Below are 11,722 nucleotides of genomic sequence, written 5' to 3'. Positions count from 1 at the left end.
GCCGTCCCCTTACTTAATCAGCTTGTGCTGGACCAGCCAGTCGTGCGCAACCTGGTCAATACTGGCGAAATCAGCCAGCTTGCCGTTCATCTCGATTAAATCTTCGGTGGTCAGCGCCTTGGAGATCGCGTTGAGGGTGGTTTCCACCTCCGGGCTTACCTTGTCGGCGGCAATAAGCGGCACAATATTCTGTGCCGGGAATAAATGCTTGGGATCTTCCAGCGCCACCAAATGGCTGGCGTTGATAGCGGGGTCGGTAGAGGTCATGTCCGCCGCCTGGATTTGGTTGTTCACCAACGCCGACAGCGTCAACGGCCCCGCAACATCGAGAACCTTGAACGACTTGAACGTCAGGCCATAGACCTCTTTCAAGCCGCGCACGCCTTCACGGCGGGTTTTCCATTCCGCCGGACCGCCCAGTACCAGTTGCCCCGCCACCGGTTGCAGATCGGCAATGGTTTGCAAATGGTATTTTTCAGCGGTTTTCGCCGTTACCGCCAGGACGTCGCTGTCCTGCGCCGGTGAGATTGCCAGCATTTTGATTTTGGCCGGTAAGGCCTTTTCCAGCGCTGCCGCCACGTCCTCGGTGCTGTGCGCTTCACTTTTCTCATCCAAATAGCTCAGGGTGGCGCCGCTGTACTCCGGGATCAGATTAATAGAGCCATCCAACAGGGCCGGCAAATACACCTCGCGGCTGCCAATATTGAGTTTTTTCTCCACCTTGATGTTTTTATCGGCCAGCGCCTGGGCATACAGCGTCGCCAGCAATTGACTTTCCGGGAAATCCGCGGAACCGACGATGAGAGTGTCGGTCTGCGCCGCCAGCGCCTGCGGCGCCTGGCTTAACGTAGCGGCAACTAATGAAGCGATAAGCAATTTGGCTAATGTCATTTTTCTGGCTCCCCGAGCGTAGTGGATGAGAATGGCGTTTGCGAGTGTGGTTGGTTTCTTTGTGACATTGTCACTTTAGCGCTCCGGCGCAACAGGCCGGGCGAGACAAAATAGCGGATAAGCAGGATGAACAGGCAATCGGTGACCAGGGCCAACAGCGCCACCAGCACCGCGCCGGCGACCATTTGCGGATAGTCATTCTGGGCGCGGCCGTCGATAATCAGCCTGCCCAGACCACCAAGGGAAACATAGGCGGCGATGGTGGCGGTGGAAATAATTTGCAGCAACGCGCTGCGCACGCCGGACAAAATAAGCGGCAGCGCGCACGGAATTTCGACCAACAGCAGTCTGCGCCAGGGGGAATAGCCTATGCCTATGGCGGCATCAATAACTGCGGGGTCGATAGCGGTAATGCCCGAATACACCCCCACCATAATCGGCGGCAGCGCCAGGACCATGAGCACCACCAGGCACGGCACAATAAAGGCGAGATCGGACTCGAATAACGGGCCGCACAGGATCACCAGTAAAATAATCAGCCCGAACGACGGCAGCGCGCGCAGCGCATTAGCCAGGCCCACCAGCGCCACTCTGCCGCGGCCGGTATGCCCGACATAGCATCCCACCGGAAAAGCGATGACCAACGACAGTCCTAAGGTAATAACGCTAAACACCACGTGCTGCATGATAAGCGTTATCGCGCCCTCTTCTCCCAGCCAATGGCTGCTGTCCATAACCCAGTCAATCATCGGCGGCTCCTTTGCGGTTGCCAGGCGGTCAAACGGCGCGCCAGCGCCAGCACCAGACCATCCAGCGCCAGCGCCAGCGCTATGCACAGGACGATGCCGGCGAGGATGGGAGTAAGAAAATGCAGTTGGAAACCTTGGGTAAATAGGCTACCCAGCTGCGGCGCACCCACCAGGGCGGCAATCGAGACAATGCTAACGTTCGCCACCACCACCACCCGCAGACCGGCGGCGATAACCGGGATGGCGACAGGGAGTTCGATTTGTAAAAAGCGCTGCCAAGGACGATAACCCAACGCCACCGCCGCTTGTCGCGTGTCCGGCGAGACGGCGTCCAGACCATCGCATACGGTGCGCACCAGCAGCGACAGGGCGTACAGCGTGAGCGCTACCACAACATTGATCTGATCCAGGATCTTGGTGCCCAGAATGCCGGGCAGCAGCACAAACAGCGCGAGTGAAGGAATGGTATACAGCAGGCCAAATAGATTAAGCACCAGGGGTTTGATCACCGTGCAGCGGTGCAGCAGCCCGCCCAGCGGTACGGCAAACAGCAGACCGAGCAGAACCGGTACCACCGAAAGATAAAGGTGCCAGCCGAATAGGGTCAATATATGTGGGCTTTGTTGCGCCAGCCAATCGAAACGGATCATCGTTTACCCCGCCCGGCGTTCGCGTAGTGCCAAAAGCACCGCATCAAATGTGACCGAACCGCGCAACCGTCCCTGTTCATCGACGACGGCGCCGCGCTGGCAGGGCGAGCTCAGCACCGCATCCGTCAGCTGGCGGAGGGTGCCAGAAAGCGGCGCAAAGGTACTGCCTAAATTGACGTCGGAGCGGCTGATGCGCTCGTTCACCGTCGCCACATTGACCCAGCCCAGCGGTTTGCCGTGCTCCGTCACCAGCAGCCAGTCACCGTCGGCGACGGCCTGCGCCGCGGCCCGAGGCGTCGCCAATTCCACGCAGGGCTCCGCCCGCACCGCCAGTTCGGGATGGACCGGGCTGAAACCCAGCTGGCGATAGCCGCGATCGCGACCGATAAAATCAGCGACAAAGGCATCTTTCGGCGCCCGCAACAGCTCGGCCGGCGGCGCGATTTGCGCCAGCTTACCACCGGGACGCAGCACCGCCACCTGATCGCCCAGTTTCATGGCTTCGTCGATATCGTGGGTGACCATGATGATGGTTTTGCCGATATCGCGCTGCAAGCGCAGAAACTCTTCCTGTAATTGATCGCGCACCACCGGATCCACGGCGCTGAACGGTTCATCCATCAACATAAATTCGGGGTCGGCCGCCAGCGCTCGCGCTACCCCGACCCGCTGTTGCTGGCCGCCCGATAGCTGCCAGGGGTAACGCTGCGCCAGCGCCGGCGCCAGCCCTACGCGCTCCAGCAACCCTAGCGCAGTCTTGCGCGCCGCCGCTTTGCTGGCGCCGTTGAGTCTGGCCGTCACCGCGACGTTATCGACAATCGTTTTGTGTGGGAACAGGCCGGCATTCTGAATGACATAGCCAATACGCCGGCGCAGTTGCACGACATCCATCTCCGCGGCCGATTGACCGTTGAGAAATATAGCGCCCGATGACGGTTCAATAAGCCGGTTGATCATCCGCAGCGTGGTGGTTTTGCCACACCCCGACGGGCCAACCAGAATGGTCAGCTTGCCGGTCGGGGCGTCGAACGAGAGCCCGTCCACTACCACCGTACCGTCTTCATAATGTTTGGTCACATTGTCAAATGAGATCATGCTCGGTCCTTTAGTACCGTCCGCTCAGGTCTGCGCGGTAATGTATAAGCTTGTATAGATAAGTGCCTGAGCAGAATTTGCAATGTTCGTGCCATGCCGTTAAGGAACGCCATGGGCCCACCACGGCCGCCGAAATGGAAAAAAGGGAAACATTAACGCACCAAAACGAAGCAGGCTGCTCCTTGGGCGGGCAGTAAGCGGGTAACGTTAGGCTGCAACGCGCGGAAAATTGCCTTTACAGGCGGATGAATTGACAACCGGCGCCCGCCGGGTAAACTTGAATAGGCAGCAACATGCCTTCCGCTGCCGTAGGCGTTACCGTTATCCAACGCGTCCTTTATCGAGAGGATCCCCGCTGGGAAATCTTGAGGGTAAAAGACGTCACGGTATGCCACTAGCCTGTCCTTAAGCGGCCGTTTAGCGCCATAGATTGCCTATCGGCGGCGTGCCCTCGTTGGGGTAACCGCTGGCTTAGAGCCTACGCTGCCGTGGCCTTTCCCATTGTCCCCCTTTGGAAAGGTAATCCCATGAAACTGACCAATAACACCATTCTTATCACCGGCGGTACCAGCGGTATTGGCCGTGCATTAGCTGAAGCGCTTCATGATTGCGGCAACCGCGTCATTATTTGCGGACGGCGTCAATCGTTACTGGATGAGATCGCCGCATCGCGGCCCGGTATGACCGGTTTGACGCTCGACATTAATGACGCCAGCGCCCTCCGCCGGCTGGCCACCGAGTTGCGCGCGCGTTTCCCCACCCTTAACGTGCTTATCGCCAACGCCGGCATATCGCGGCCGGAGGACATTACCTCCGACGGGTGGGATGGCACCGATGCGCAGGCGATGATCGAAACCAACATTCTCGGCGTGCTGCGCATCACCGCGGTATTATTGCCGATGCTCAAAGGCCGGCCGGACGCGACTATCATGGTCACCAGCTCTAACCTGGCGTTTATACCGCGCGCGAACTATCCGACCTATTGCGCCAGTAAGGCGTTCCTTCACTCCTGGCTGCAATCGCTGCGCCATCAGCTCAAACGGCTACCCATAGAGGTGCTAGAGCTTGCGCCGCCGCTGGTCCAGACCGAGCTCACCGGCGCCGAACAGGCGGTAAACCCGCGCGCTCTGCCGCTTAGCGATTATATCGCGGAGGTGATGCAGCGGCTGGCTCGCCGTGATCATCCCCGCGGTGAAGTGTTGGTGGAGCGGGATATCGCCCGGCGCTGGGCCGAACGTGATGGAAAATACGATGCTATCTTCGCCACCCTCAACCCGGACTGACCGCGGCGGGATCCGATAACGGATTGCCGTCGCGACCCGGGCCCGCCAGCGCGGCGGGACATTGGCGTCGTTTCCGCCTGGCGTGCCTCTGGCTGGACGTGACGGTGAGCGGTTGGGTGCGCCAAACCGGTGCGCGTTTCCTGTCGGCCAGCGGCATTGGGCGCGTTGGCCGACCCCTCTGCACGTGTAGGATGCTGGCTCGGTGGTGCCAGGCGCTGGCCGTTAGGCCGTTAGGCCGTTAGGCCGTTAGGCCGTTAGGCCGTTAGGCCGTTAGGCCGTTAGGCCGTTAGGCCGTTAGGCCGTTAGGCCGTTAGGCCAACGCTAATCGCTCTGATCGGGCGACGGGGGGATTTTTTCTTCTACCGCTTCGATAATTTCCCCCCATTCATTTTCTCCTGTTTCATTCATCTCAAGCTTTTCATCCCACTCGCAGCTGAAGTAGTCGTGCTTAATATTCCTGATATCAATGGGAAAAAACATTTTCGATTCGGCATCCCAAAGAATATTTTCGGCGTTCAGATCGCCATGGATAATGCCGGCGCGAGTCAGTCGTTCCAACATATCAACGAACCGTTGGACGGCATCCGCAGGCAGTGATCCTGGCGCCAGCGCGTTCAGCGTTTGACCTGGCACCTTATACATTCTCAAATAGGGGGTCTGCTTCTCATCATAAAACACCTGCGCGCCCTGCTCGCCGTAATAACGTTGAAAGGCTTCAGCCTCATGTTGTGCGATAGCCGAGGCGTTATTGTCAGAAAAAAAACGCTTGATGACGTAGTCATTATCATCCGCGTCGAGAAACACTTCACCGAAACCACCCTCGCCCAATTGCTCACCGAGCCTTAATTTGAGTTTATGCAGTGCGAAATGCGGATTCAGGACGACAACGGTTTCTATAATCTCCTCAGTGAAGGCGCCGGTACGGGGGGGTTTTTTGTATCTGGCGGCCCAGGGCGGGATGATGCCCCATTGTTCAACATCCAGCGCGAACATGTATTCGCTGTACACACCGTGGTCTGGAAAATGGTATTGGGACAGCAGGCGTCTAGCGCTCTCTTCGGTAAACCCGGTCTGCTCTTTTAAGACATCTACCGGGTGTTTCCTTTTTCTGCCCCCGAGTCCCACCGTTAAGATATTTTTCAATCTTTCACGCAGGCCCTCAATAAAAAAAGTATTCTTCTTTAATTTCAGGGTTATCTTGCGGTGTGGTTCGGCGTCGTGCAGGGCGTATCGATTGCCGTTAAGTTTGTTGATTTTGATAAAGATATCCTTGACTTGCAGATAAGCACCACCACATTGATGCCATCGTAAACCGTTGCCTTCAGGCGCGGAGAGAATTTTGGCCACCTCCGCGCCGACCGCCATGCCGGAATGGATCTTTTTCAGCAATTGTCGAGAAAGACCCACCGCTATCGGCCTGCCAGTCCGATAGCGGGTCGGGTCAAACGTCGTGGGTCGCACGGGGTGTTCCCGGCTGACCTCCATCTTGGGCAGCGCTTGTACCGCCTTGATGAGATGCGTCAAACAGCCCGCCGAGCAGGGCCTCGATGCCATGCGGCCATCCTCTCGTCGTCCTTGCGGCGCAGAAGCGGCTTGTCGGCAGGGGCCGGCATGAGCATGAGCAATCATTTCTGCGTTGGCGCGAGCAACCGTTTGCGTATCGGCTTGGGCTTCTGTTGTCGCATTGGCTTGAGATTCGATTTTTGCTTTCACTCGGGTATCCGTTTCGGCGCTCACTCGGGCATCGGTTTTGACGTTGATAGAGGCATAGCCTTTGTCTGACCGGGGGAGTGACGGATTTTGTTTGCAGCCTGTAATTTGACATCCAACAGCAGCCCCGGATTAAAAACACTGTTATGTTACATTGTCGGGGTTATTTCTATAAAAAAGCACTCATTTTTGCAATAAATTCCCTGTTCTAACGATAAATGCACGTTAGCTAGCGACTCCCGCGCTCCCGGCGCGGGTTAAGGTTAAACCACGGCGCACAGAGTAACGCGTCACTCCGGCATGCGCTGACGACAAACGGCTAAAATCAGCTGTCTGAGCCAACGATGGGCCGGATCGACCTCAAATCGCGGATGCCACATCTGCGATACGGTGATGCCGGGCGTCTTGACCGGCAGTTCAAACGCACAGAGCAAAGGAGGCGCGCCGTGGTTCTGCACCATGGGATGATGGCTGATGAAAGAGGCGGGCACCAGCGCCACCAAATCGGACGCTAGCGCCACCGCCAGCGCGGCGGGGAAGCTCGGCACCACGGCGACAATATTGCGCTGTAGCCCGAGCTCAAAGAGTGCAGCGTCAACCGGCCCGTCGCGCTGCCCGCGGCGGGAAGCGACCACGTGACCGCAGGCGGCATATTCTGCGGCCGTCACGCTCGTGGCCCGCGCCAGCGGGTGGCCCTGTCTGACAAGGCCGACGAAGCGATCATAAAACAGCGCCTGGAGGCGTATTTCCGGGCCGGTGTCGCCTACGACGCCGATCTCAAGATCGACACGCCTTTGGCGCAGCATACCGGCGGTTTTATCCGGTTTGGGCGCAAAGCACAACCGCACCTGCGGAGCGGCAGCCGCGGCGGCTGCGATAAGCGGCGCACCCAATGCTTCAACAAACCCCTCGTTAGTACACAGAATGAAGGTCCTCGCCAGCGTCGCCAGCTGCAATTCCGCCGTCGGCGGCCGCAGAATGGCGTGTGCCTTATCGAGGACTTGACGCGTGCGCGGGCGGATCTCTTCGGCATAAGGCGTGGGCACCAACCGCCGCCCGGCTCTCACCAGTAGGGGATCGCCGGTAACGGCGCGCAGGCGGCTCAGCGTCCGACTCATGGCTGAAGCGCTAAGTCCCAGACGACGGGCGGCACCCGCCACGCTGGCTTCAGCGAGCAGCGCATCCAGCGCGATGAGTAAGTTAAGGTCGGGTTCGGTCATGCCTCAGTGTAGCCCGGCCGGCGCAAGGAGGAAAGGCATCCGCGAGGGGCAACATCCCCCACCGCCCGCCATCTGGCGCGGCATTTCGTCAACGGCGCGCGGCGCCCGTTTAGACAAAAATCGTGAGTAAGGCAACCGCTACCGCCATCGCCCGCCGGCGTTCAGGGCCGCACCCAGATTCAGCGTGTCGGCTGGCCTCAACCAGGTCAATCAGCGTTTGCACCGTCAACGTCCGTCGGGTGGCCAGGGCGGTCACCACCGCGGCGCCGATTTCATGACATATCGCCTTGTCGGCGGCATTTTCACTCATTGCCATCGCACCTTCCCCTTTCCCCGTTTTACCGCGGATGCAAGCGACCGGAAAACGTTGGCGCGCCCGCAACGGAGGGCGCACTTGCATCGTAACCTCACCGCTGGGATGAGCGCGCGTCCGCCCGCCAAAGTCCCGCGGCGATAGCCAAGGCGACGCCTGCCGCCGTGGCGCCCAGTAAAAATACGCTGTCATATCCCGCCCGGTCCGCTAGCACGCCGGCTACGGGCCCCGACAGCCCGTAGGCCAAATCCTGGAAGGCCGAAAAGCCTCCCATGGCGGTTCCGCGCAGGTCTGCCGGTACCTGCTGGACCACCTCCCGTCCCATCGCCGGAAAAATCAGCGAACAGCCTATCCCGGTCATCAATGCGCCGACCAGGGCCACCTCCGGCGTCCCCGCCCCCCACAGCAGGAGCTGACCCACGGCCTCCACCGCCAGGGAAACTGTCGCTACCGGCAGAGCGCCTCGGGTGTCCGGCAAGTGCCCCAGGCATAAACGCACCAGGACAAAACCGGCGCCAAACGCCGTGATGCCGAAACCGGCGTGCGCCCATTCGCGATGCAGAAACAGCAGCGAAAAGAAGGCGCCCAGAATGGCGAATCCCACTCCCTGCAAACACACGATCAGCCCGTGGCGCCAGATACGCCCCAGCACCGGGTAAAGCGCCGCGCGCCGGGGTGGCGCCGCAGCCGGCGCGATTTCGGCCAGAGGCGCTATCGCCAAGATGCCCACGCACGGCAAAACAACGCTTACCGCCATAACACCGAGAAAACCGACATGGTTCAACAGCACCAGCCCCAGCGGGCCGCCGACGGCCAGCGCGCCATAGATGGCTGCGCCGACGATAGCCAACACCTTACCCGCCTGCGCCGGGCCAGCCAGGCCAATGCCCCAAGTGATAATCCCCACACCGACCAGGCTTTCGCCCCACCCAACCAGTAACCGACCGGCGACAAGGATGAAGTAGGCCGCCAGCGGCGGTAGCGTCGTCACGCCGGCCAACGCCGAGATAAACGCTCCCGCCCCATAGAACAGCAGCCCGCGTCGAGTGGCGCTTTTGCTGCCCGCAGCGTCGGATAGCGCACCCGCGCGGCCGCGGGTCAGGAGGGTGGAAAAAAAAGCGACCCCCACCGCCAGCCCGGCCCAGCTATTGCTCAGGCCAAGTTGACGAGTGGTAAACACCGGCACCACCGGCAGCGGGATGGCGACACACAAATAGGATACAAATAACACCGCGGACACGATCCACAGGCGAACCTGCCCAGCATCCCGTCGAGATAACTTCGTCATGGCTTTTCACTTGCCTGGTTAAGGCGTCGGACAAGCATCAGTTGCGCCCGCCGTTCGTCTTGTTAATTTGACCGCTGATAAAGCCGCCGTCGGGGTCATTCACCACCCGCTGATAACCTTCGGCGACTAAGCGCAAGGCCAGCACGGCGCCGATCCCCTGAAACGATCCGTTGACGATGGCGATGCTTCTCCTCTTTGCCATAGGTTACTCCTGGGCGGGGAAATTCAGGCCGGGTGAAACCTCAGCCAAGATAGGTGGAGATCTCACAGCCGTCATCAAAGGCTGTCGACATAAACTCCGCCGGCGACGAACGCACCACCTCAAGGTAATCGGGGCAAAAATCCGCATCGTCCGCGATGATCAGCGCCCCCGGTCTCAGGCGGCGTTTAACCAGCGCTAAAATGTCTAGATAAAGCCCTTTCGCGCCATCCAGAAACAGGATGTCGATGGCGATCGGCAGACCGGCGCTCAAGGTTTGCAGCGCATCGCCCTGGCGTATTTCAACCAGACCCGCCAGCCCGCTTTCTGCGAGATGCTGACGCGCAAGCTGCACTTTGGCGGGTTCAAATTCGGTGCTGATAAGCTTGCCACCGCCGTTATCCTTAAGCGCGGCGGCCAGATGAAGCGTGGAAAGACCAATAGAGGTGCCAAACTCCACGATATGGCTAGCCCGGTTGCTGCGCGCCAGCATGTACAGCATGCGCGCCGTATTGCGGGAAACCGACAGCGGCGCGTCTTTCAGACGGCTATAAAATTCCCGGTATTGGGTTTTACTACGCACCAATTGGTTTTGTTCCTCGGCGGTTAAACCTTCCCAATAGCGCGATGACGGCGAGTCGGCCGACCAAGCCAAGTCGGCATCACCGAACAAGCGCGCCAACAGGGTTGCGACCGGTTGAGTCAATAAGGTATTCACAAAGTCATCCTTCTCAGAAAGTCAAAGGGAGTAAGCTGTAACAATAATACGATGTATTACTCGCATTTTTTATTCGCATTCACTCACGCTAAGCAAACCTTCGGCATAACTTACGGAAAATAGTCGACAAAATAACGCCGTTTGCCACCGCCAACGCGGCTGGCGGCGGCCTTTTTCGCCCGGGTATTCAGGTTTTCCACACGGGGACATTATGCAAAGGGATGGATGGAAAACGTCCCTCATCGCCTTACAGAGCGTTGAGCGATAAAACGGCGCGGGAAGCGGCGAGGCGGCGAGGCGGCGAGGCGGCGAGGCGGCGAGGCGGCGCAGAGCATTTTCGGCCCGCGTCCTGAGGGCACCGCGTCGCCTTACTATTGCGGGGTGAGGTAAGGCATCGCAGGCGATCAGGTAGGGATCTGCGGCGGGGGCAGCGGGGGGATATCGGCGGGATAGCCGCGGTATTGGCGTGAACGCCGACGCCGGGAGGGTGACATAACCGACCGCCGGACCTGTACAGCGACGGGAAAACACGGCCAGATCGTGATCCTTTTCTCCTTTTAGGAAATTAGCTGCGCAAACCATAGACAGTTTCCCATAGTGGCTTTATCGTTAATTTGAATAATAAATCATTATTGAATATATATTCAATGTGGAGAAAAAATGATGAACAAGGCCTTACTGAAATCCGCCCTACTCGCTTCACTGTTCGCTGCATCCGGCTCGCTGTTGGCCGCCGATAACGGCCTCATTGCGATAATCACCCCTTCGCACGACAATCCGTTCTTCAAAGCGGAAGCCGATGGCGCAGCGGAGAAAGCAAAACAATTAGGCTATACCACGCTTATCGCCTCCCATGACGACGATGTCAACAAACAAAACCAGCTGATCGAAACGGCGATAGCCCGTAAAGCAAAAGCGATAATTCTCGATAACGCCGGGGCCGATGCTACCGTCGGGCCGCTGGAGAAAGCCAAAGCCGCAGGCGTTCCCGCTTTCCTTATCGACCGCGAAATCAACAAAACCGGGGTCGCCGTCGCGCAGATCGTTTCCAATAACTACCAGGGCGCGCAGCTGGGGGCGGAAAAGTTTGCCAAACTGCTTGACGGCAAAGGGAAATATGTCGAGCTCCTCGGTCGTCAGTCTGACACCAACGCCAGCGTCCGATCGCAGGGTTATCACGATGTGCTTGACGATTATCAGGATATGAAAATGGTGGCACAGCAAACCGCCAACTGGAGCCAGACCGAAGCCTTTACCCGTATGGAGGCCATTTTACAAAGCAACCACGATATCGCGGGGGTCATCGCCGGTAACGACACCATGGCGCTGGGGGCGGAAGCCGCGCTGAAGGCCGCCGGCAAGACCAACGTCATTGTGGTGGGATTTGACGGCAGCGATTACACCCGCGACGCCATCCTGAACAAAGGCAATATCAAAGCCACCGTGCTCCAGCCCGGCTGGCAACAGGCGCAAATGGCCGTTGAGCAGGCGGATTACTATTTGAAAAACGGCAAAGCGCAGAAGGACGAAAAACAGTTGATGGACTGCGTACTGATTGATGAAACCAATGCCGGTAAGCTCAGCATGTTCAACCTGAACAAATAAG

12 protein-coding genes are annotated in these 11,722 nt (G+C 58.8%); 2 read left to right on the top strand and 10 right to left on the bottom strand.

The genetic code is table 11. The annotated features are described in order from the left end of the window. Positions 1–9 precede the first annotated feature (9 nt). From SANT_RS21555 to SANT_RS21540, 4 genes are read right to left on the bottom strand one after another with little or no spacing between them, the layout of a single operon-like run. On the bottom strand, positions 10–891 hold the full coding sequence (locus SANT_RS21555) for an ABC transporter substrate-binding protein (protein WP_025424295.1): 882 nt from the start codon (positions 889–891) through the stop codon (positions 10–12). Then, complete coding sequence (locus tag SANT_RS21550) at positions 888–1,640, bottom strand: ABC transporter permease (RefSeq protein WP_025424294.1); 753 nt, start codon at positions 1,638–1,640, stop codon at positions 888–890. Before SANT_RS21550 ends, SANT_RS21555 begins: the two co-directional genes overlap by 4 nt. Further along, a complete protein-coding gene (locus tag SANT_RS21545) occupies positions 1,637–2,287 on the bottom strand; it encodes an ABC transporter permease (RefSeq protein WP_025424293.1) in 651 nt (216 codons plus the stop codon). Before SANT_RS21545 ends, SANT_RS21550 begins: the two co-directional genes overlap by 4 nt. Positions 2,288–2,293: 6 nt before the next feature. Beyond that, a complete protein-coding gene (locus SANT_RS21540) occupies positions 2,294–3,385 on the bottom strand; it encodes an ABC transporter ATP-binding protein (RefSeq protein WP_025424292.1) in 1,092 nt (363 codons plus the stop codon). Positions 3,386–3,912: 527 nt separating this feature from the next. Here SANT_RS21540 and SANT_RS21535 point away from each other — a divergent pair. Continuing rightward, positions 3,913–4,668 (top strand): SDR family oxidoreductase, encoded by a 756-nt coding sequence (locus tag SANT_RS21535; RefSeq protein ID WP_025424291.1) that lies wholly within the window; start codon positions 3,913–3,915, stop codon positions 4,666–4,668. A gap of 321 nt (positions 4,669–4,989) precedes the next feature. On the opposite strand, the gene SANT_RS21530 is transcribed toward SANT_RS21535, so the two are convergent. From SANT_RS21530 to SANT_RS21510, 6 genes are all read right to left on the bottom strand, one after another. Then, positions 4,990–6,381, bottom strand: a complete 1,392-nt coding sequence (locus SANT_RS21530; protein WP_148296377.1) for a hypothetical protein — start codon at positions 6,379–6,381, stop codon at positions 4,990–4,992. A 287-nt stretch (positions 6,382–6,668) separates the two neighbouring features. Next, positions 6,669–7,598, bottom strand: a complete 930-nt coding sequence (locus SANT_RS21525) for a LysR family transcriptional regulator (protein WP_025424289.1) — start codon at positions 7,596–7,598, stop codon at positions 6,669–6,671. Between the two features lie 109 nt (positions 7,599–7,707). After that, positions 7,708–7,914, bottom strand: coding sequence for a hypothetical protein (locus SANT_RS21520; protein WP_148296376.1), 207 nt, complete (start codon positions 7,912–7,914; stop codon positions 7,708–7,710). A gap of 91 nt (positions 7,915–8,005) precedes the next feature. Next, positions 8,006–9,199: an MFS transporter gene (locus SANT_RS21515; protein ID WP_025424287.1), complete on the bottom strand. Its 1,194-nt coding sequence runs from the start codon at positions 9,197–9,199 to the stop codon at positions 8,006–8,008. A gap of 37 nt (positions 9,200–9,236) precedes the next feature. Further along, positions 9,237–9,401: a hypothetical protein gene (locus SANT_RS24550; protein WP_158500179.1), complete on the bottom strand. Its 165-nt coding sequence runs from the start codon at positions 9,399–9,401 to the stop codon at positions 9,237–9,239. Positions 9,402–9,441: 40 nt separating this feature from the next. Next, entirely contained in the window at positions 9,442–10,116 is a 675-nt protein-coding gene (locus SANT_RS21510) for an O-methyltransferase (protein WP_025424286.1), read from the bottom strand. Positions 10,117–10,779: 663 nt separating this feature from the next. On the opposite strand from SANT_RS21510, the gene SANT_RS21505 reads away from it, so the two are divergent. Next, complete coding sequence (locus tag SANT_RS21505) at positions 10,780–11,721, top strand: D-ribose ABC transporter substrate-binding protein (protein ID WP_025424285.1); 942 nt, start codon at positions 10,780–10,782, stop codon at positions 11,719–11,721. Position 11,722: the final 1 nt, after the last annotated feature.

Origin of the sequence: Sodalis praecaptivus (assembly GCF_000517425.1) — a bacterium.
Taxonomy (GTDB): Bacteria; Pseudomonadota; Gammaproteobacteria; order Enterobacterales; family Enterobacteriaceae; genus Sodalis_A; species Sodalis_A praecaptivus.
This window is presented reverse-complemented; position numbering and strand designations above follow the sequence as displayed.

Coding starts and splice junctions, on each gene's coding strand:
- SANT_RS21550 (WP_025424294.1), bottom strand. CDS start 1,640: ATGATTGACTGGGTTATGGACAGCAGCCATTGGCTGGGAGAAGAGGGC.
- SANT_RS24550 (WP_158500179.1), bottom strand. CDS start 9,401: ATGGCAAAGAGGAGAAGCATCGCCATCGTCAACGGATCGTTTCAGGGG.
- SANT_RS21520 (WP_148296376.1), bottom strand. CDS start 7,914: ATGGCAATGAGTGAAAATGCCGCCGACAAGGCGATATGTCATGAAATC.
- SANT_RS21505 (WP_025424285.1), top strand. CDS start 10,780: ATGAACAAGGCCTTACTGAAATCCGCCCTACTCGCTTCACTGTTCGCT.
- SANT_RS21555 (WP_025424295.1), bottom strand. CDS start 891: ATGACATTAGCCAAATTGCTTATCGCTTCATTAGTTGCCGCTACGTTA.
- SANT_RS21525 (WP_025424289.1), bottom strand. CDS start 7,598: ATGACCGAACCCGACCTTAACTTACTCATCGCGCTGGATGCGCTGCTC.
- SANT_RS21535 (WP_025424291.1), top strand. CDS start 3,913: ATGAAACTGACCAATAACACCATTCTTATCACCGGCGGTACCAGCGGT.
- SANT_RS21515 (WP_025424287.1), bottom strand. CDS start 9,199: ATGACGAAGTTATCTCGACGGGATGCTGGGCAGGTTCGCCTGTGGATC.
- SANT_RS21540 (WP_025424292.1), bottom strand. CDS start 3,385: ATGATCTCATTTGACAATGTGACCAAACATTATGAAGACGGTACGGTG.